The sequence below is a fragment of the Prosthecobacter gellanilyticus genome (assembly GCF_007992435.1).
Classification (GTDB): domain Bacteria; phylum Verrucomicrobiota; class Verrucomicrobiia; order Verrucomicrobiales; family Verrucomicrobiaceae; genus Prosthecobacter; species Prosthecobacter gellanilyticus.
Genome location: NZ_BKAG01000005.1, coordinates 11,578 through 35,601, shown reverse-complemented (window position 1 = coordinate 35,601; position 24,024 = coordinate 11,578). Strand labels below are relative to the sequence as shown.

The 24,024-nt window shown below is 61.0% G+C and carries 5 protein-coding genes; 4 read left to right on the top strand and 1 reads right to left on the bottom strand.

What is annotated here, in order from left to right; all coding sequences use genetic code 11:
- Nucleotides 1-9 precede the first annotated feature (9 nt).
- From BGE01nite_RS05055 to BGE01nite_RS05045, 3 genes are all read left to right on the top strand, one after another.
- A complete protein-coding gene (locus tag BGE01nite_RS05055) occupies nt 10-372 on the top strand; it encodes a DUF3592 domain-containing protein (protein WP_146849183.1) in 363 nt (120 codons plus the stop codon).
- 59 nt (nt 373-431) lie between these two features.
- Nucleotides 432-1,460: an OmpA family protein gene (locus BGE01nite_RS05050; protein WP_146849182.1), complete on the top strand. Its 1,029-nt coding sequence runs from the start codon at nt 432-434 to the stop codon at nt 1,458-1,460.
- A 106-nt stretch (nt 1,461-1,566) separates the two neighbouring features.
- Nucleotides 1,567-3,612 carry a serine/threonine-protein kinase gene (locus BGE01nite_RS05045; RefSeq protein ID WP_146849181.1) on the top strand — a complete coding sequence of 682 codons (2,046 nt, stop codon included), beginning with the start codon at nt 1,567-1,569 and terminating at the stop codon, nt 3,610-3,612.
- Nucleotides 3,613-3,643: 31 nt separating this feature from the next.
- On the opposite strand, the gene BGE01nite_RS05040 is transcribed toward BGE01nite_RS05045, so the two are convergent.
- The gene (locus BGE01nite_RS05040; RefSeq protein WP_146849180.1) at nt 3,644-4,654 is read right to left on the bottom strand and encodes a sugar phosphate isomerase/epimerase family protein; all 1,011 of its coding nucleotides are present in this window, start codon (nt 4,652-4,654) and stop codon (nt 3,644-3,646) included.
- A 353-nt stretch (nt 4,655-5,007) separates the two neighbouring features.
- Between BGE01nite_RS05040 and BGE01nite_RS05035 the strand changes: the two genes are divergently transcribed.
- A complete protein-coding gene (locus BGE01nite_RS05035) occupies nt 5,008-23,997 on the top strand; it encodes an SdrD B-like domain-containing protein (RefSeq protein WP_170266599.1) in 18,990 nt (6,329 codons plus the stop codon).
- The last annotated feature ends 27 nt before the right edge of the window (nt 23,998-24,024 follow it).

Sequence of the window (24,024 nt, the reverse complement as noted above, 5' to 3'; positions counted from 1 at the left end):
TGAGACCTTATGATTGAAATCATCATTGCTCTGCTTGTGCCGGTGCTCATCTTGGGCGGCATCGTCTTTCTCCTCTTAAAGCGTGGACTGCAGATGAAAGCGCTGTGTGAAGACGGGGTCGAAGTCATGGGTCAGGTGGTGGAGAAGCGGTCCGTGAGGAGCTCAAACTCTTCATCCCGCCGGCAGAAGCTCGTCTACCGCTACACCGACAGCGCGGGTACGGCGCATGAGCATGCCTCGTTGGTGCCTGGAGATGAGTACATGAGGCACAACGAAGGCGACGAGATCACGGTGGTTTACTCCGCGAAGACGCCCTCCGTGAGCGCGCCCAAATACCTGGTGGACCAAGCCCGGACGGCGCTGGGAAAATAATTTTGTAACGTCCCGGAAATGCCCGCCAGAGATCCTGACGAACACTTTGTTCCCACCCCATGAAACTCCATCTTTCCCTTCTCCTCCTCACGGTTTTCACCGCCGCCACCACCGCCTCTGCCCAGCAGAAGCTGGTACCCACGAAAGACGCTCCTGGCACCAAGGACTACCCGGGCCTGCCACGCTATGAGGGCAGCACCGTCCTGCTTCAGTCCGAGCAGAAATTTGGCGAGCTGGGCCTGCAGATCGGCGGCCTCAGCAGCCCTGTGTCCACCGACCCGAAAGAGGTCCGCAAGGTCGAAGGCCGCACACACCGCACGACCTACCTTCACCTCAATCTAGGCGCGGGCAAACGCAGCACCCTGGAGATCGCCCGCAATTACGAGATGGCTTTCAAAGACGCGGGTTTCACCGGCATCTGGAGCGGTGGCGACAAGGAGATCCGCAACGGTCCTCCACGCGCCTACTATGGCGTGCCCGAGCTCGATCACCAGCTCCTGACCACAGGCCTCAAGGAACGCCGCTACTTCTGCATGGAAAAGGGCGGCCTCTACGCCGCGGTCTTCATTGCCGCACGCTCCTGGGAGCATCCCATGCTGCCGAGCTCGCAGGCGAATCCCTGGAAACAGAACATCTCCATCCCGCAGGACTCCGTGGTGATCCAGGTGGACGTGGTGAACACGCGCCCCATGGAAGAAAAGATGGTGCATCTCTCTGCCGCCGAGATGCAGAAGTCCATCTCATCCAGCGGCAAGGTGGCCATCTACGGCATCCTCTTTGATTTCAACAAGGCTGACATCAAGCCGGAGTCTGCTCCCACGCTGACCGAGATGGCGGCGCTGCTGAAGGCCGAGCCTAACCTCAAGGTCCTCGTCGTGGGTCACACAGACAATGTGGGCACCTTCGAGTTCAATGAGGATCTCTCCAAACGCCGTGCCAAGGCAGTGGTGGCGGAACTCGCAAGCAAGCATGGCATCCCTGAAGAGCGCATGCTACCGCTGGGGGCGAGCTTTATGGCCCCGGTGACCACGAACAGCACGGAGGAAGGAAGAGCGCTGAACCGTCGTGTGGAGCTGGTGGCACGGTGAACCAAAGTAATCATGGGCTTTAGCCCGTGAAGACTCTCGCAAATTGGTTGAACCTTGTGATTCCATTCCACCTTGTTGCGGGCTAAAGCCCGGCACTACTTTGGTCATGTCTCAAAAGCCTCCATCCCTCATCGCAGGCCTCGATCCCCAGGCCCTGTTCGGATTGAGCGCGGATGATTCTGCGGTGATTGATTGTGAGCCACCTTCAGTCGAAGAAGCGGCGAGGCTTTTCCCGCAATGGCAGGTGCGTAGCCTGCTCGGCCGGGGCGGCATGGGGGCGGTATATGAGATGCATCAGCCGGAACTGGATCGCCTGGTGGCCGTGAAGCTGCTGCCTCTCGAGGCCAGTCGTGACGAGCATCTGGTGGAGCGCTTCCGACGTGAGGCACGCACGCTCGCGAGGCTGCGGCACCCAGGCATCGTGGCCCTCTTCGAGTCAGGCGTGACGAGCAACGGGCATTTGTTTTTTGTCATGGAGCATGTGGATGGCAGCCCGCTGAACCATTGGACCAGCAAGGGCAGGCTGGAGGTGGCCAACGCCATCGAGATCGTCCGCCAGGTGTGCGAGGCACTGGCCTATGCGCATGCACAGGGTGTCATTCACCGGGACATCAAGCCCTCCAACATCCTGCTGGACAAACAGGGCCGCGTGAAGCTCGCAGACTTCGGGCTCGCGTGCGGACAACAAGCGGCTGATGCGCCCGGCGTGACCCTTTCCCGCACCGGCGCCTTCATGGGCACGCCGAACTATGCGGCCCCTGAACAAGTGCGGGATGCGACGAAGGTGGATCATCGCGCAGACATCTATGCGCTCGGGGTGCTGTTTTATGAGATGCTCACCGGCGAGCTGCCGCGCGGCGTGTTCCAGCCGCCTTCACGCAAGGTGGGAACAGATGCGAGGCTCGATCAAGTGGTGCAACGTGCGCTCCAAGAGCGGCCGGAAGATCGCTACCAGGCGGCGGGTGAATTGAAGGACGACGTTGAGCGATCCCAGGCCCCATCGCCGTCATCAGCATCGCCATCCCAGGCACAAGCACCCGCGAGTGAGCCAGAGCGGAGGTCAAGGCGGAGGAAACCGGAGCGGTCTCCCATGAAGGCAGCAGGCATGGTCATGCTGCTTGTCGCCGTGGCCGCGATTGTCTCGGTTTCCTGGTGGGGCATGTGGCGGGTGATGTCATCCCAGGACTCGACGTCAAAAGCTTCAACCTCAGCAGGCAGATCTCCGTCCACGTCTGGCGATGCCAAGCCCGGGCAAACCGCGGCGGGCGCCACTCCCAGCCTGGACAAATCGCCGCCCCCGAAGGTCACAGCACCGCCGGGCGCTCTCGAAGCAGGAACCAAGATTCACGTGTGGTCCGTCTCTCCCGTGTCGCCGGCCCTGTTTCCACCGAAGTCACTGACCACCGTGGACTGGCGGGATGCCGTGCTGACCTCACATGGGGGCGCAGCCCTGCTGGAGGATGGCTCTGTGGTCATGTGGGATGAGAAGACTCCGGGGCAGGAGCACCGGATCACCTTGTCCAAGCCGGTGAACAATCTGATCGCCACCCCTTCCGAGGTCATCGCCAAGACCAAGGACGGCCAGATCTATCTGCTGCCTCGTGACGGGCAGGGCAAGGCGCCGAACACGCTGGCAACCAATGTCACCACCTTGTTTCCATCCGCCAAGGACGGACAGATCCTTTTCTGCAAACGGGATGGCATGCCGCAGCTACTCTCATTCGGCGAAACCGCTGGCGAACCCGTCCAGGTGGCCCGCTACCAGACAGATCCGGCGGCGATCGCGCAGGACGGAACCCTCTGGGGGATCAATGCCACAGGCAAGCTCCTGGCGCGCAAGGCTGGCAGTGATGGCTTTGAGGTGCAGTCATCGTTGCTCATGTCAGATCTGGCGGTCATGGGCGCGGCAGTCGTCGCCCTGGATGCCAATGATGGAAGTGTCCATGCACTCAACAGCTCAGACCCAGTGCCGCCAGGAGTGAGCGGTCAGTATAAAATCCTGGCGGTGAATGGCATGGCCATGGCCTATTCCCGTGATCTCAAGGCCGTGCTATGGGGCCCCAAGGTGGAAGATTCACCGCAGCGGTTCCGCCTGCCTGAAGGAGTGGTCTATGTGAGGCTGGGTCCCACGGGACTGATGGTGGCGTGGTGAACGTGCCTGCCCCCGCCCCCTCTCATCTGGCTCAAGCTTTTCTTCCCAGGATCCGGTCCATCGAATCCGAGGTCTGCCAGATCAGTGCTTCTGGATAGTGCGGATAGGGGTGGAAGTACTCGAAGGTGAGGAAACCTTTGTAACCGGTGTCCGCGAGCGCATCCGTCACGGCGGGCCAGTTCGTGGTGCCATCCAGCAGCGGGCGGAAGGTCTCGAGACTGAAGTCCGTGCCTTTCTTGGTGAACTCCTTCAAGTGCACATTTTGGGTTCGGCCACCGAGCACCTTGGCCCAGTGCTCCGGGAACTGGAACATGCTGATGTTTCCGGTGTCGAAGTGCACGCGCACATGCTCGCTGCCAAAGCTGTCCACAAAGGCATTCATCTCCATCGGCGTCATGAGGTAGCCGTTGAAGAAGATGTTCTCGATGTTGAGGCAGACCTTCAGCTTCTCCGCCTGTTTGGCGAGCTGGCCGATGGCTTCCTTCGCGCGAGCATCACACACATCATTGGCCACAGGTTCATGATCCGTGCGCCAGGGGATGTGCACCGCACCGGGCACGACGAGCACGTTCTCAACTCCAAGATCATGCGCGCATTGGGCGATCTTGCCCGCCAGTTCGATGCCTTGCGTGCGCTTCGCGGGATCATTGCTGGTGAGCGGATAAGGCCAGAAGAGGAAGGAGCAGAGGCCGCTGATCTGGATGCCGATTTCGTCCGCCATTTTGCGGATGGCTTGGTAGTCCTGCGTACCCCGTTTAGGGGAGAGGTCATTATCGAGGTCGTAATTCAACTCGATCCCGTCAAATCCCGCGTCTTTCGCTAGTTTCAAGCACTCACGCAGTGTCATGCGCTCAGGGTAGGGAAAAGCCCAGAGATTGATGGATTTGAGCATTTCATACCTCTTCACCGAACCACGCCGGGCATCGGGAGCGGGAGATGCAGCCGCCCTGGCTGGCTCGAAGGCGAGGGAACTGAGCCCGATGGAGCCAATGGTGGCCTTGAGTGCATCGCGACGGGAGAGGGAGTCTGAGGCCGGATTCATGGGCGAAATGCAATCAGGACCGGGCGGCGAGAGCAAGCCACTTTCGAGCGCTGGACACCCACATCCGCCTCAACGAACACGCCCAAAATCAGGTGAATCTTTAAAGGCGGGCAAGACTCAAGTGTTCAAAAAGCCACATTTTAGGGATCTGTACTGAGCCACTGGATCCCAAAATCAGGCGAAACCCCGATGGAAGGATGAATGCTATGACAGAAATTATAGTTTGTGTTGATTATCATATCCTTTGTGAGTTATTTGTAAAAATTGTAAAAGCGATGAACTCCACATTTCCATCAACCTCTGGCAAGGGCTCTACGTGCGCGCCTCATCACCGCTCCATCCTTTGGAAGCTCATGTTGCCTCTGCTCGCGGCCTTGGCCACGCCTTCCTGGGCGGCCAATATCATCCATGAGTTCTATGTGCCGCTGCCTGAAGTGCAGGTGAAGACCGCCCTGGTGAGCGTCGAGCCAGCCGCAGGCATCGTGGGAAATACCCTGGAATCCGTGGTCTCCATCGTGGCCACCGGCGCGGGAACTGTGATTCATTACGACCATTGGGAAGACGGTTATGAGGTCGATCTGAACAATCCCACCCAGTCCACCACGCAGATCTGGGGTGACGGCAACGATGCCAACGGCGTGCCTCCTGGCTATGCGAATGATCCGGCCACTTTCACGACGGGTTCCGTCATCGTGCTGAGGAATCAGATCCCGCTGCCGCGCAACCCGGTGAACCGTCTCTATGACGGGCGTGACCGTTTCGGCGGCACCAAGGCGCTGGTGGTGTCCCGCGCCAGCTGGGCCACGACCCCAGGCACCGTGCTTTGCGGTGCCAATGAAGTGCTTCCGACCATGGACTACGGCACGCAGTACATCGCCCCCGTGGGTGATGATGTGAGCTCGAGCTCCATGTTTGAATACGTGGGCCTTTTTGTGATGGCTCGTGATGATGCCACAACGGTGGCGATCGATGCGGACGGCTCAGGCGCAGGTGCAGCCATCAACATCACCCTCAACCGCGGTGAATCCTACCTCATGAACGGCGGCATCAAGAAAGGCGCCACCGTGAACGCGGGCAAGCCCGTGCAGGTGCATCTGATCACGGGCGATATTGGCGCGCGCTATGAGAGCCGCCGCTTCACGCTCTATCCGCGCGACCAGTGGAGTGATGTGACCTACTCACCCGTGGGCACCGCAGCGAACGGCCACCAGGCCTATGCCTTCATCTACAACCCGAACGCTTCCGCCCTAACCATCAACGTGACAACATCGGTCGGGAACGCGAGCTTCTCCGTGGCGGCCAATGGCGTGACCCAGTACCAGATCCCGCAGAATTCCGGCGCCAAGTTTGTCAGCTCGAATGGCGCGGACTTCTTCGGCATCGTCACCGTAGGTGCCAACCCGAGCTCCAACAACGTCCACGACTGGGGCTTTTCCATGGTGCCGTCTGACAACCTGACCACGGAGGCCGTGGTAGGCTGGGGACCTGGCAGCGAGAACCTCACACAAAACGGCAGCCCCGTGTGGGTCACCCCCACCTCCGCCACCCGTGTGTATGTGGACTACAATGGTGACAAGGCAGGCCCTCTCACCGACCCGAAGAACGGCAAGTATGACGCTCATCTGGACATCGGCACCATGGAGTCACGCCGCGTGAATGATCCGGACAAGGACCAGACCGCCATGCGCCTCTACACGCTGGATGGCGTGACCATCACAGCCGCCTGGGGCCAGGATCCAGCGGTCGCCGGTCCTGCGCTTCCCTATCTGGACTGCGGCACGACAGTGCTGCCGTTCCCAGTCCCGACCCTCATTAAATCCTTCACCATCGCGGTCGATGCAGGAAACCCCGGCCTGACCATTGGTGACACCATCGAGTATCGCATCGATGTGGACAACAAAGGCCTCCTGCCTCTCGGTAACCTGCTGGTGCTTGACCCGCTGAACGCCTCCCTGGGCTACGTGACAGGCAGCACGAAGCGTGATGGTGTGGCCATTCCAGATGCCACCTCTGGCACCGCCTTCCCGCTGGATGAAAGCGGCTACACCATCCCCATCATCCTGCGCGGCGGCATGACCGTCTTCACCTATCGTTGTACTGTCAACGCCGCGGGTTCGATCGCCAACACGGTGAGCAACTCGAACTACAACCTCGTGTCCACGGCCAACGTGGTGGTGCCACCGCCCGCAGGCTCCACGGCCTGCGCCGCGCAGTTCACCAATTCCACGGGAACCGTGCAGCCGTCCTACACGGCAGGTGCGCTCATCTATGGCACGATGACAGATCCTGATGCGAACAACAACACGGGCGCCGTGGAAAGCATCACCGTCGTGGTCCGCAACACCAGCAATGGCGATGCGGAGTTCGTCACCCTGGTGGAAACCACGGCGACCAGCGGCATCTTCCGCAACACCACCGGCCTAACCACTTCCACGACCACAGGCTCCTCGCAGATGGACGGCACACTGCTCGTCGCTCCTGGAAACAGCCTGTCCTTCGTCTACACCGATCCCGAGTTTAACGAGACCTGCACCGGCACCGCAGTGATCGCGGTGCCGACGCAGAACAAGTTCCTCTACCTCAGTGACCCGAGCCAGGCGCTGGATCGTGTGGATCCTGTGGCGACGAGTGACGCGACCACCGCCAGCACGGCCACGCTCGGCCAGACGGCCGGAACCATCACCGTGGTCGGCGCAGCGAGCACGTCCAACTCCAGCAGCCAGACTCCCACCAGCCACACGCTGAGCCACAATTCTGGCACCACGGGCAGCAACCGCATCCTCATGGTGGGAATCTCTTACCGCGACCAGGATGATGAGACCGTCACCGGCGTCACCTACGCCGCCCAGGCGATGACACTGGTGGGCACGCAGAACGTGGATGACTCCACCTCACCAGACGGTCGCATCTACATCTACCGTCTCTACAATCCGCCGACCGGCGCCAACAACGTGGTGGTGACCTTCAGCTCGGCGCTCAATCAAGGCTCGATCGTGGGTGCCGTCACCTATGCAGGCGTGGACCTCACGGGCACACCTCTCGGCGCCTTCGCCAGCACCTCCACCCTAACGGGAAGCCCGAACGTCAACGTGCCGAGCGCTGCCGGAGACCTGATCTTCGGTGTCGTGGCAGGACGCAATGCTGCCAACTACACCATCACAGGCGGCGGCACCTCTCTCTGGGCCTCCACACCCTACACCGGCCAGACATCGGGCGCGGCCCAGTCCAAGACCGGCGTGGCGACACAGACCAACATTTCGTTCGGCTCAGGAACCTCGGGGAATGCGCTTCTGGCGGCGATTGGTGGCGTGGCCCTCAAGGCAGCTCCCAGCGGCACAACGACGGCCACCTTCACCCAGGCACCGACCTTTGCCTCCACCTTCACCCTGCCGGTGGGAGCCACGCCGGTGGTCACCGCCCACTACAATGTGGCTACTGGCACCATGCCCTCCACACCGAGCATCACGGCCGTGCTGAAGAAGAACACGACCACCTTTGCCACCAGCACCAGTGCGAGCGCCAGCACCAGCACGGGCAACGGCATCCTGACCCTCAACTTCGGCGCGCTGGCCAGCGCAACCAACTTTGCGGCAAGCGACTATGTGACGATGGACATCACCACCGCGCAGTCCGGTGTCACCTTCACCGTCCGGTTCGACAGCACCACCACTCCTTCGAAGATCACGCTGCCAACCACCACGGTCATCGATGTGAACACGCTGGGTGTCTATGATGCGCCGTATCCTGCGGGAAATCTGATCACCGGCCTCACCAGCGGCACGACCGTCTACGTCCGCAGCACAGCGAGCGATCCCTTCGGCAATGCGGACATCACCAGCATGGGCCTGGCCATCACCGGTCCCGGCGGCAGCGGCAATGTCAGCGCCACACTGAATGGGGCGAATGTCGTCGCTACCACCACGGGCACGAAGACCTATGAGTATGCCTGGTCCGTGGGTGCCACATCCGGCACCTACAACATCGCCGTGACCGCCAATGAAGGCACGGAAGGCATCAATGCCACACGCGCCACCACGGTGAACGTGACCATGCTCGACCTCGGAACACCGAGCACCACGCATTTCACCACCGGCTCGAACGGCCCGCGCACCTCCACCTACGCAGGCGGGGAGACCGTCTATGTGCGTGTCACCGATCTCGACCAAAACACGAACGCCACCGTCGCCGAAACGGTGACCGTCACCATCACCAGCGCCAGCGGTGACAGCGAGGTGGTCACTCTGACGGAGACCGGTGTGAACACGGGCATCTTTGTCGGCTCCATCCCCGCCAGCACCACTCTCGGCGCTGGTAACAACAACGGCACCCTGCGTGCCCAGCTCGGTGAACTGCTCACGGCGACCTATGTGGATCCGACCGACTCCTTGGACACCAGCAACGACACGGCCACCATCCCGAACGTGGCACCGGCCGTGTCCGTGAGGAAGACCCTGGTGGCGCCGGCAGATGGCATCGCGGTGATCGGTGAAGCTTTGCAATACACCGTGCAGGTCGCCAACACCGGCAACACCACGCTCAGCACCATCGCGCTGACGGACACCTTCCCGGCTGCAAATCTGACATTCGTCTCCGCCAGCCTCACGCCGAGCTCGACTGGCAGCGGAACGGTGAGCTGGACGAATGTCGGCCCGCTGACATCCGGCCAGAGCATCACCATCACGCTGAACTTCACCGCCCTCTCTGCAGGCGCCACCGTCACCAATACCGCCAGTGCCAACGCAGGTGGTGGCGTCACGGGCAGCAGCTTTGCGAACGTGACCGTCACGCGTCCGGCACATACCATCACCAAGACGCTGATCAGCCCAAACCCCGGCCCGGCCAACATCAACACCAATGTGGTCTTCCGCATCTCCGTGCAGAACACCGGCACCACCGCCATCACCACGCTGCCGGTTGAGGATCTCTTCTCAGGCACTGACTTCAGCTTTGTGTCCGCAACGACCACTCCTGATGCCGTCGGTAATGGCACTCTGCTTTGGAATGACATCACAGGAGCAGGCAGCCTCGCCGCAGGAGCCACCGCGACAGCGATCGATGTGACGTTGAAGGCCACGGGAGCTGCCGCGCCTGCGACGAACAATGCCTCCGCGAACTACAGCGTGGACGCGAACGGTGATGCCGTGCCTGCGGCCACCAGCAGCACCACCATCACACTCGTTGCAGCAAAGATCACCGGCCGTGTCTACATCGACCCGGATCAGAGCGGCACCTTCAATGCTGGTGACAGCGCCTTCGCGGGAGTGACGGTCAGCCTCTACACCGATCCAAATGCGGATGGCAACCCGGCTGACGGCACGCTTGTGGCCATCGTCACCACGGCCGCGGATGGTCTCTATGAGTTCCCGAACCTCGCCACGGGCACCTATGTCATTGTCGAATCCCAGCCGCCCGGCTACTCCAGCAGCGGCGATACGCAGGGAGCGAATGACAACCGCATCGCGCTGAATGTGAGCACGCTCACGACCTTCGCGAACAACAACTTCTTCGACTACCTCACACCCTCCGCCAGCTACGCCAGCATCTCCGGCAAGGTGTGGAATGATGCCAACGCCAATGCGGCGGTGACTGCCGGTGAGGTGGGCATTGAAAACGTGCCGGTCGATCTCATCGAAGATTCCAACAACAACGGTGTGGCAGATCCAGGCGAGGCCGTGGTGCAATCGACGCTCACTGCCGCGGACGGCACCTACGCCTTCGCAGGACTCAGCGCCGGAAACTATGTCGTCGTCGAGCGTGACCTCTTCGGCTGGTATTCCACGGCGGACGTGGCCGCGCCTAACAACAACATGATTCCAGTCTCTGCTGCCGCCGGCAGCAGCACGACGGGTCGTGACTTCCTGGATGTGCTCATGGGCACGGTGGGTGGCAAGGTTTATCATGATGTGGATGGCAACGGCAGCTTCGGCGGCAGCGACACCGCCCTGGCGAACATCGATGTCATCATCACCAACAGCTTCGGCGTGCTCCAGACCGTGGTGACGAATGCCTCCGGTGACTGGACGGCCTCCGTGCCTCCTGGCACGACCAATGTGAATGTGGACCAGACCGATGCGCAGTTCACCGCAGTCTTCACCACAGGCTATCAGCAGACCGCCGGCACGGATCCAAACAATGTCACCGCCGCCAGCGGTGTGACCACACCTGCGGGTGATGATGGCTTCCGCCGTCTCGGCAGCATCACAGGCACTGTTTTGGCAGACACCGACAACAATGACACGGGCGATGTGGGCATCAGCGGTGTCACACTGACCCTCAAGGACAGCAGCGGCAATGACATCGACAGCAATCCCGGTCTCGCGGGCATCCAGCCCACCACGACGACCACCAACGGCAGCGGTGTTTATACTTTCTCCGGTGTCGTGCACGGCACCTATCAGGTCGTCGAAACCGATCTCGCAGGCTATTTCAGTGTCACCACAAACACCGTGAATCCGGTGAATGTCGTCGCTGGCTCGACGACCAGCAATGTCAACTTCGTGGACGAGCAGGCGGGCATCATTGCCGGCACTGTGCGCGCTGACACTGACAACAATGACACCGGCGATGTCGGCATCAGCGGTGTCACACTGACCCTCAAGGACAGCAGCGGCAATGACATCGACAGCGATGCCGGAACCGCCGGAGTGCAGCCGACCATCACGACCACGAACGGCAGTGGTGTCTACACCTTCACCAACGTGCGCCCTGGCACCTACCGCGTCGTTGAGACGGATCCTGCGGGCTACTTTAGTGTCACCACGAACACCGTGTCTCCGGTGGTGGTGAATGCAGGCGCCACGACCAGCAACATCAACTTCGTGGACGAGCAGGCGGGCAGCATCACCGGCACCGTACTCGCAGATACTGATAACAATGATACTGGCGATTCGCCGATCAGTGGTGTCACCCTGACCCTGAAGGACAGCAGTGGGAATGACATCGATAGTGACTCTGGCACGGCGGGAGTGCAGCCAACAACCACGACCACCAACGCCAGCGGCATCTACACCTTCGGCAACCTGCTGCCAGGCACCTACCGCGTGGTTGAAACAGATCCTGCAGGCTACTTCAGTGTGACGCCTAACACCGTGTCCGCCGTGGCGGTGAATGCCGGAGCTGCGACCAGCAACATCAACTTCGTCGATGAACAGGCAGGCAGCATCACCGGCTCGGTGCGCGCTGACACCGACAACAATGACACCGGCGATTCACCGATCAGTGGTGTCACGCTCACGCTGAAAAACAGCAGTGGCAACGACATCGATAGCAACTCAGGTCTCGCGGGCATCCAGCCCACGACCACCACCACGAATGCCAGCGGCGTCTATTCCTTCAGCAATCTGCTGCCAGGCACCTACCGCGTGGTGGAAACAGATCCTGCGGGCTACTTCAGCGTCACCACGAACACCGTCTCGCCTGTGGTGGTGAATGCCGGAGCTGCGACCAGCAACATCAACTTCGTGGATGAACAGGCAGGCAGCATCACGGGCTTCGTCCGCGCTGACACCAACAATGATGACACAGGCGATGTGGGCCTCAACGGCGTCACACTCACGCTCAAAGACAGCAGCGGTAATGACATCGACAGCGATTCCGGCACAGCTGGCGTGCAGCCCACAACCACCACCACGAATGCCAGCGGCGCCTACACCTTCGGCAATCTGGTTCCTGGCACTTACCGCGTCGTGGAAACCGACCTCGCAGGTTACTTCAGTGTCACGAGCAACACTGTTTCCTCCGTGGCGGTGAATGCCGGTGGCACGACCAGCAACATCAACTTCGTGGATGAGCAGGCTGGCAGCATCACGGGCTTCGTCCGCGCTGACACCGATAACAATGACACCGGTGATGTCGGCATCAACGGAGTCACCCTGACTCTCCAGGACAGCAGCGGCAACGACATCGACAGCGACTCCGGCACTCCAGGCGTGCAGCCCACGACCACCACCACGAACGCCTCGGGTGCTTACAGCTTCCTCAATCTGCATCCCGGCACCTACCGCGTGGTCGAGACCGATCCTGCCGGTTACCTCAGCATCACGTCCAACACCGTGTCTGGAGTGGTGGTGAGTGCTGGCGCAGCCACGGCCAATGTGAACTTCGTGGACGAGCAGACCGGCGGCATCAGCGGCACTGTCCTGGCTGACACGGACAACAATGACACGGGCGATACGCCGGTTAGCGGCGTGACCGTCACTCTCAAGGACAGCAGCGGCAACGACATTGATAGCGATGCCATCACTCCCGGCATCCAGCCCACCACGGCCATCACGAATGCCAGCGGTGTATACACCTTCACCGGTGTGCCTCCAGGCAGTTATCGCGTCGTCGAGACCGACCTCCCCGGCTATCTCAGCCTCACACCTAACACGGTTTCTCCAGTGCTGGTCACCGCGGGTGCAGGACCCTCGAATGTGAATTTCGTCGACGAGCAGACGGGCAGCATCGCCGGCACTGTGCGTGCTGACACCAACAACGACGACATCGGTGACAACGGCATCAATGGCGTCACGCTGACCCTCAAAGACAGCAGTGGCAATGACATCGACAGCAACTCCGGCACTCCCGGCGTGCAGCCCACCACCACGACAACAAACGTGGGTGGCTTCTATTCCTTCACCAATGTGCCTCCGGGCAGCTACCGCGTGGTCGAGACCGATCCAGCAGGTTACCTGAGTGTCACCTCCAACACCGTTTCCCCAGTGCTGGTGACCGCAGGCAACACCACCAGCGGCGTCAACTTTGTGGATGAGCACACTGGCAATATCACCGGCACTGTCCTGGCGGATACTGACAACGACAACACCGGCGACGCACCTCTGAGCGGCGTCACGCTGACCCTCAAGGACAGCAGCGGCAATGACATCGACAGTGATGCCATCACCCCCGGCGTGCAGCCCACCACCGCGATCACCAACGCCAGCGGTGCATACACTTTCACCGATGTGCCTCCAGGCAGCTATCGCGTCATCGAGACAGATCTTCCTGGCTACTTCAGCGTCAGCCCGGACACCGTCTCACCTGTGCTCGTCACCGCAGCGGCTGTGACCAGCGGGGTCGACTTCGTGGATGAACAAGCGGGCAGCATCACCGGCACTGTCCTGGCCGATGCGGACAACGATGACGATGGCGACTCACCGCTCAGCGGTGTCACGCTGACCCTGAAGGACAGCAGCGGCAACGATATCGACAGCGACGCTGGCACCGCCAGCATCCAGCCGACGACAACCACCACGAACGCCAGCGGTGTCTACACCTTCGCTGGTCTGCGCCCGGGCACTTACCGCGTCGTGGAAACCGACCCCGCAGGTTACTTCAGTGTCACTTCCAATACCGTCTCCTCCGTGAACGTGGTGGCAGGCACAGTGACTAACAATGTGAACTTCATCGACGAGCAGGCTGGCAGCATCAGTGGCACCGTCCTGGCCGATGCAGACAACGATGACGATGGCGACACGCCGATCAGTGGTGTCACGCTGACCCTGAAGGACAGCAGCGGCAATGATATCGACAGCGACGCTGGCGCTGCTGGCGTGCAGCCCACGACCACCACCACGAATGGCAGCGGCGCCTACAGCTTCACGAACCTGGTTCCCGGCAGCTACCGCGTCGTGGAAACCGATCTCGCGGGCTACTTCAGCGTGACCTCCAACACCGTGTCTCCGGTGAACGTCGTCGCGGGCACCACAACGGCGAACGTGAACTTCATCGACGAAGCGGCTGGCAGCATCAGCGGCAGCGTGCTCGCTGACACAGACAATAACGACACCGGTGACTCACCTCTCAGCGGCATCACCCTCACACTGAAGGACAGCACAGGTGCAGACATCGACAGTGATCTCGTCACTCCTGGCGTGCAGCCCACGACCACCACCACCGATGCCAGCGGCGTCTACACCTTCGCAGGCCTGCGTCCAGGCACCTATCGTGTCGTCGAAACAGACCCTGCCGGCTACGTCAGCATCACGCCAAACACAGTGAACCCTGTGGTCGTGGCAGCAGGCACACCGACAAACAATGTGAGCTTCGTCGATGAGCAGCTCAGCGGCATCACCGGCACCGTGCTGGCTGACACTGACAATGATGACGATGGCGATGATCCGATCAGCGGTGTCACCCTCACGCTGAAGAATAGCAGCGGCAACGACATCGACAGTGATCCGAGCGCCCCAGGGGTGCAGCCCACCACGGCCATCACGAATGCCAGCGGTGTCTACAGCTTCGCAGGTCTGACTCCAGGCACCTACCGCGTGGTGGAAACCGACCTGGCGGGCTACTTCAGCGTCACGACCAACACCGTTTCACCCGTGGTCGTCACCGCAGGTGTGGTGACCAGCGGCGTGAACTTCATCGATGAAGAGGCCGGCAGCATCAGCGGCACCGTGCTCGCCGACACCGACAATGACGACGATGGCGACTCACCGCTCAGCGGCATCACGCTGACCCTGAAAGACAGCACAGGTGCTGACATCGACAGTGATCCGATCGCCCCAGGCGTGCAGCCCACGACCACCACCACGGATGCCAGCGGCGTCTACACCTTCGCAGGCCTGCGTCCGGGCACCTATCGTGTCGTTGAAACGGATCCTGCCGGCTACGTCAGCATCACGCCAAACACAGTGAACCCTGTGGTCGTGGCAGCTGGCACACCGACGAACAATGTGAGCTTCGTCGATGAGCAGCTCAGCGGCATCACCGGCACCGTGCTGGCCGATACTGACAATGATGACGATGGCGATGATCCGATCAGCGGGGTCACCCTCACGCTGAAAAATAGCAGTGGGAACGATATCGACAGTGATCCGATCGCCCCAGGCGTGCAGCCCACCACGGCCATCACGAATGCCGCTGGCATCTATAGCTTCGCAGGTCTGACTCCAGGCACCTACCGCGTGGTGGAAACCGACCTGGCGGGCTACTTCAGTGTGACCTCCAACACGGTTGCACCTGTCGCTGTCACCGCAGGTGTGGTGACCAGCGGCGTGAACTTCATCGATGAAGAGGCTGGCAGCATCAGCGGCACCGTGCTCGCCGACACCGACAATGACGACGATGGCGACTCACCGCTCAGCGGCATCACACTGACCCTGAAGGACAGCACAGGTGCTGACATCGACAGCGACCTCATCACTCCTGGCGTGCAGCCCACCACGACCACCACGGATGCCAGCGGCGTCTACACCTTCGCAGGCCTGCGTCCGGGCACGTATCGCGTCGTTGAGACAGATCCTGCCGGTTACTTCAGTGTCTCGCCAAACACGGTGTCCCCCGTCGTCGTGGCAGCTGGCACACCGACAAACAATGTGAGCTTCATCGATGAGCAGGCTGGCAGCATCACCGGCACCGTGCTTGCTGACGCGGACGATGACGACATCGGCGATGATCCGATCAGCGGTGTCACCCTCACGCTGAAGGACAGCAACGGTGACGACATCGACAGCGACCTCGTCACCCCCGGTATCCAGCCAACCGCAGCGACGACCAATGGCAGCGGTGTCTACACCTTCGCCAATCTTTCCCCCGGCAGCTACGGCGTGGTGGAAACCGACCTCGCCAGCTACTTCAGCGTGACCTCCAACACGGTTGCACCTGTCGCTGTCACCGCAGGCCAGGCGACCAGCGGTGTGAACTTCATCGATGAGCAAGCAGGCAGCATCAGCGGCAGCGTGCTCGCTGACACAGACAATGATGACATGGGTGATGATCCAATCAGCGGTGTGACCCTGACGCTGAAAGACAGCCTTGGTCATGATATCGACAGCGACCTCGTCACCCCCGGCACCCAGCCGACCACAACCACCACGAACGCCAGCGGTGCTTACACCTTCGCAAACCTGCGTCCAGGCACCTACCGCGTGGTGGAAACCGATCCTGCAGGCTACTTCAGCGTCTCGCCCAACACGGTCTCGCCTGTGGTGGTGGCCGCTGGCACACCGACGAACGATGTGAGCTTCGTGGACGAACAGCCCGGCAGCATCAGCGGCACGGTGCTCGCTGACCTGGACAACGATGACATCGGCGACACGCCGATCAGCGGTGTCACCCTCACGCTGAAGGACAGCAATGGTGACGACATCGACAGCGATCTCGTCACCCCTGGCGTCCAGCCGACAGCGACCACCACGGACAGCAATGGCTTCTATATCTTCTACACCTTCGTCAACCTGGCCCCTGGCACCTACATGGTGGAGGAGACGGACCTGCCAGGCTACTTCAGCGTGACCACGAACGTGAGCTTCCCAGTGATCGTGGTCGCTGGCATGGATACCTCGGACGTGAATTTCGTGGATGAGCAGGAAGGCAGCATCACCGGCACCGTCCTCGCTGACACGGACAATGATGATGATGGAGATGATCCCATCAGCGGCGTCACGCTGACGCTCAAAGACAGCCTCGGCAGCGACATCGACGGCGATCCATTCACCTCCGGCATCCAGCCAACTGAGGTGACCACGAACGCCAGCGGCGTCTACACCTTCACCGGTCTGCGTCCAGGCAGCTATCGTGTGGTCGAGACTGATCCGGCCGGTTACCTCAGCATCACTCCAAACACCGTCTTCCCGGTAGATGTGGTGGCAGCCACAGTCACCAGCGGTGTGGACTTCGTGGATGAGCAGCTCAGCGGCATCACGGGCACCGTGCTCGCTGACATCGACAATGACGACATCGGTGACGATCCGCTCAGCGGCGTCACGCTCACACTGCAGGACAGCAATGGAAACGACATCGACAGCGATGACATCACCCCAGGCGTGCAGCCCACGACCACCACCACGGACAGCAACGGTGTCTACAGCTTCGCGAACCTGTCCCCGGGCAGCTATCGTGTCGTGCAGACAGATCTGGCGGGCTACTTCAGCATCACGCCCAACACGATCTCGCCTGTGGTCGTCACCTCCGGTGCAGCGACCAGCGGTGTCAATTTCATCGACGAAGAGCCTGGCAGCATCAGCGGCACCGTGCTCGCTGACACGGACAACAACGACATGGGCGATGATCCGATCAGTGGCGTGACCGTCACGCTGAAGGACAGCAACGGAAACGACATCGACAGCGATCTCATCACCCCTGGGGTGCAGCCGACCACGGCCATCACGAATGCCAGCGGTGACTACACCTTCGCAGGCCTGCCTCCAGGCAGCTATCGCGTGGTGGAAACCGATCCTGCAGGTTACTTCAGTGTCACCCCCAACACGATCTCCCCTGTGCTCGTCGCGGCAGGCACACCGACGACGGATGTGAACTACGTGGATGAAGAGGCTGGCAGCATCACCGGCACCGTGCTCGCGGACACCGACAATGATGACATCGGCGATGATCCAATCAGCGGCGTCACGATCACGCTCAAGGACAGCAATGGTGACGACATCGACAGTGATCCTCTCACTGCCGGCGTGCAGCCGACGACGACCACCACCAATGCCAGCGGTGTGTATAGCTTCACCAACCTGCTTCCTGGCAGCTATCGTGTGATCGAGACAGATCCCGCAGGCTACTACAGTGTCACTCCCAACACGATCTCTCCCGTGCTCGTCGCGGCAGGCACACCGACGGCGGATGTGAACTACGTAGATGAAGAGGCTGGCAGCATCACCGGCACCGTGCTCGCCGACACTGACAATGATGACCTCGGTGATGATCCGCTCAGCGGAGTGACGCTGACGCTGAAGGACAGCAACGGTGACGACATCGACAGCAATCCTTTTGCCGCAGGCATCCAGCCGACGATCGCTCTGACCAACGGCACAGGCGCTTACCTCTTCGCAGGCCTTCGCCCGGGCACCTATCGTGTCGTTGAAACCGATCCTGCTGGCTACTTCAGTGTCACGTCCAACACAGTGTCGTCCGTAAACGTCGCGGCAGGCACGACCACCACCGGTGTGAACTTTGTAGATGAAGAGCCCGGCAGCATCTCCGGCACCGTCATGGCTGACACGGACAATGATGACGATGGCGACGCACCGATCAACGGTGTCACCCTGACCCTGAAGGATCTGAATGGTGACGACATCGACAGCGATCCTCTCACCGCCGGTGTCCAGCCGACGACAACGACCACCAATGCCAGCGGTGCTTACACCTTCACGAATGTGGCCCCAGGCTCCTACCTCATCGTTGAAACCGATCTGGCAGGCTATGTGAGCGTCACTCCAAACACCGTGGGCCCTGCCACCGTCGTGGCCGGCGCCGCCACCACGGGCGCGGACTTTGTGGATGAGCAGACCGCCGGCATCAACGGCACCGTGCTCGCCGACAACGACAATGATGACCTCGGTGATGATCCGATCAGCGGTGTCACGATCACGCTGAAGGACAGCAATGGCGATGACATCGACAGCGATCCTCTCACCGCCGGTGTGCAGCCTACGACGACCACCACCAATGCCAGCGGCGCCTACAGCTTCAGCAACCTGACTCCTGGCAACTATCGTGTGGTGGAGACAGACCCGGCCGGTTACTTCAGTGTCACGCCAAACACACTCGCACCTGTGATCGTGCTGGCCGGCATGCCGACCAATGACGTCAACTTTGTGGATGAGGAAGCCGGAAGCATCACAGGCACCGTGCTGGCTGACGCGGACAATGACGACGATGGTGATGCACCGCTCAGCGGTGTCACGCTGACGCTTAAGGACAGCAGCGGCAATGACATCGACAGTGACGACATCACTCCCGGTGTGCAGCCAACGACCACAACAACGGATGCCAGCGGTGTCTACACCTTCAGCGGCCTCGTGCCGGGAAGTTATCGCGTGGTCGAAACCGACCTCGCGGGCTACTTCAGCGTCACCCCGAACACCGTCACTCCTGTGCTGGTGGTGGCCGGTACCACGACTTCGGATGTGAGTTTCGTGGATGAACAGGCTGGCAGCATCACGGGCACCGTGCTCGCTGACGCTGACAATGACGACATCGGCGATGATCCCCTCAGCAGCATCACGCTGACGCTGAAAGACAGCAATGGTGATGACATCGACAGCGACGACGTCACCCCAGGCGTGCAGCCTACCACCACGACCACCAACGCCAGCGGTGGCTACAGCTTCACCGGCCTGGTTCCTGGCATCTACCGTGTGGTGGAGACAGATCCAGCAGGCTACTTCAGTGTCACGCCGAACACCGTGTCTCCAGTGGAAGTCGCGGCAGGCACCGTGACCAGCGATGTGAACTTCATCGATGAAGAAGCGGGCAGCATCAGCGGCAGCGTGCTCGCTGACACGAACAACGATGACATCGGTGAGGATCCGATCAGCGGTGTCACACTCACACTGAGAGATGACAACGACAATGACATCGACAGTGATGACGTCACCCCGGGCGTGCAGCCCACCACCACCACGACCAGCGGCACCGGCGCTTATGCATTCACCGGTCTGCGCCCGGGCACCTACCGTGTGATCCAGACGGACCTGCCCGGCTACTTCAGCGTCACGGCCAATCTGGTCAGCCCTGTGGTCGTGGCAGCAGGCACCGCCACCAACGGAGTCAATTTCGTGGACGAGCAGGCCGGCAGCATCAGTGGCAGCGTGCTCGGAGACACGGACAACGATGACGACGGCGACACGCCGCTCAGCAATGTCGTGCTGACCCTCAAGGACAGCAGCGGTAACGACATCGACAGCAACGATTTCGTCCCAGGTGTGCAGCCCACGACCGCGACGACGGATGCGAGCGGCGCCTACAGCTTCACGGGTCTGCGTCCTGGCACCTATCGCGTGGTTGAGACCGACCCGGCAGGCTACTTCAGCGTCACACCGAACACCGTGGCGAATCTGAGCGTCGTGGCTGGTGCAGAGACCAGCGGCGTGAACTTTGTGGATGAACAGCCCGGCAGCATCAGCGGCAGCGTGCTGGCTGACACGGACAATGATAACGATGGCGACACGCCGATCAGCGGTGTGACCGTCACCCTGAAGGATAGCAGCGGCAATGACATCGACAGTGACCTGGTCACTCCCGGCGTGCAGCCAACCACCAGAACGACCAACGCCAGCGGCACCTACACCTTCAGCAATCTGCTTCCAGGCACCTACCGTGTGGTGGAAACAGACCCCGCAGGCTACTTCAGCGTCACACCGAACACCGTGAGTCCTGTGAACGTGGTGGCAGGCACCGCCACCACCGGCATCAACTTCGTGGACGAGCAGCCCGGCAGCATCAGCGGCAGCGTGCTGGCTGACACGGATAGTGACAATGATGGCGATGCTCCGATCAGCGGCGTGACCGTCACCCTGAAGGACAGCAATGGCAATGACATCGACAGCGACCTAGTCACACCCGGCGTGCAGCCAACCAACACGACCACCAATGCCAGCGGTGTCTACAGCTTCAGCAACCTGCTTCCAGGCACCTACAGCGTGGTGGAAACCGATCCTGCGGGCTATCTCAGTGTCACACCGAACACGCTGAACCCTGTGAACGTGATCGCAGGCACACCCACCACCGGCATGAACTTTGTGGATGAGCAGTTTGGCAGCATCAGCGGCACCGTGCTGGCTGACATCGACAACGATGATGATGGCGATGCTCCGATCAGCGGTGTCACCCTCACCCTCAAGAACAACAACGGCAATGACATCGACAGTGATCCAATCACCCCAGGTGTGCAGCCGACGACCACGACCACCAATGCCAGCGGTGCCTACAGCTTCGGCAATCTGGTTCCTGGTAACTATCGCGTGGTGGAAACCGATCCAGCCGGCTATCTCAGCGTCACCTCCAACACAGTGGGTCCGATGAGCGTGGCGGGCGGCACACCCGTCACGAACGCCAACTTCATCGACGAGCAGTCCGTCACCATCGGCAACCTCGTCTGGAATGACAGTGACAACGACGGCTTCAAGGATGCGAGCGAAAGCGGCATCAATGGGGTGATCGTGGAACTGCTCACCGGCACAGGTGCCTCCATCGACAGCGATGCTCTCACCGCCGGCATTCAGCCGACGACGAGCACCACGGCATCTGGCGGTCTCTACAGCTTCGCCAACGTGGCCCCTGGCCTGTATCGCCTGCGCATCGCCACAGCGCCTGCAGGATTCCCGCTGTCCTCCACGACGACCAACACGGCTGACGACCAGCAGGATAATGACGACAATGGCATCCAGGCCACGGCCTCCGCAGCCACGCTGAGCCCGGTCATCGAGCTCGCCGCAGGTGAGGTGGACAACACCATCGACTTCGGCTTCGCCGCGATCTCCGGCACGCGCACCATCAGCGGCCAGGTGCGTGATGACTATGACCTCGACGGCAGCCTGAGCGACAGTGACCAGCCCGTGCCTTCCGTGGCCATCCGCCTCTATGCGGACACGAATGACAATGGTGTCTATGATGACGGGATCGACCAGCTCATCCGCGAAACCATGACGGATGCGCTTGGCACCTACACCTTCACCGGCCTGCCAGACGGAACCTACTTTGTGCAGGAGATCGATCCTGAAGGCGCCACCAGCACCACCGACACCCAGGGCAGCAATGACAACCTCATCCGCATCGTGCTCAATGGCAGTGACAGCCTGGGCAATGACTTCCTGGATGCGGTGGATCCCGCCGGCTATGCCTATGACGTCGTCACCGGTCAGATCATCTCTGGTGGCAGCATCTTCATCAGCGGACCTCCGGGCGCTGGCATCACCATCCTGCAGGATGGCAGCACCGGCCAGTATAGCTTCATCACGGACGGCACACCGGGTAACTACACCCTTAGTTATACCGCGCCGACGGGTTACATCATCGATCCAGCGCGTCCGGTGGCCGGAGCGAGCTTCGATCCGACAGGCTTCCCTGATCCGCATGCGCTCGGAGCCGGTGAAGATCCGATGAATCCCGGCTATCTCACCAGCTCCAGCGCTGGCGCGAACCCCTACTACTTCACGTTCACACTGGCCTCGGGTGATCCCTTCGTGATCAACAACAACATCCCGCTGCACCTGCGCACACCCCGCAAGTATGACTACTGGAAGAAGATCACCGGCAGCGGTCCGAACCCAGGCTCCAACGGCGACGGTGACTGCTACACGGATCTCGTGGAGTATGCGCTGAACCTGAACCCAGGCACCGGCGTGCAGACCACACCGGCCTTCCGCGGCGTGCGCAACACCCTCACCGGCAAACTGGATGTGTCCTTCAACCGCATCTCCGGAGGTCCGGATGATGTGACCTACGCGCTCATGGGCATCGGTGCCCTGGTGAATTCACCTGCGGGCTGGAATGCGCTGTCCATCATCCCGACTGTCACCGACAATGGTGATGGCACGGAGACCGTGACCTATGCTGATGTGGAGAGCGATCCGTTCTTCACCGGTCAGACCCAGGGCTTCGTCAGGCTCTATCTGGAGCTGGATGAAAATGGTGACAACATCCCTGAGGCCAGTGCCAACACACCGGTGTTTGGCTGGACACGCCGCCTCCTGAACACGGAGTGCGTCATGACGGGTTATCCGTATCTGAAGGACAAGAACTTCTGCGGCACCATCGACGCGGTGGTGGGCAGCACGCTGAATGTGGCCACCAGCGCCGGTGGCAGCAGCATCGTGGCCCAGTTCGCTCCAGGTCGTGAGTACTTCGTGGAAATCTTCTCCGGTGACAACGCCGGCCACCGATTTGAGATCAATGAAGCGGCGAGCACGGCCACCACCATCGCGCTGCTGCCAAGCCACCTGCGCAACACGCAGACCAGCATCCCGGCGAACCTCACCGGTGACAAGGCGGTGATCCGTGAGCACCACACGCTGAATGATCTGTTCCCGCGCACGCAGTTCACCGCCACGAACAATCCTTCCACCGGTGACCGTGTGCTGTTCTACGACCGCATCGCCGGCCAGTTCAAAATCTACTGGTTGTACTCAAACAGCGGTAATCCGAAATGGCTGCTAACCAATGATGCGACACTGACGGACTACAGCTCGCTCATCGTGGATCCGAGCGATGGCTGGTTCACACATCCGAAAGGCGTGCCGCAGCAAGTCGTGTGGCATGGCATGGTGCGCGCGAATGCCTTCGCCTGCCCGCTCGCCCAGGGGCCGAACTTCATCGGCAGCGCCTACCCGATGGATCAGAGCCCGGCCATGCGCGGCATGACCACGGCCGCTGGCTTCATCGGCAGCCGTGATCCGACGAAGGCTGACGAGCTCCTCTTCTGGAAGGGCTACACCAGCACGCAGACCATGGCCTACTACAACCACTTCCTGCTCAGCGCCGGCGCTCTGCAGCAGTGGACGGAGCTGAACAATGCCTCCCTCGTCAACGAGAACAACCTGCTCATGTTCAAGGCCACCGCGGGCGCGCTCTACAAGATGCGCACCGGCCTGGCGACCTACGTGATGCCGATGCCCTGGACACCCTGATCCGCCACCTTTTCCGCCTAACCATTT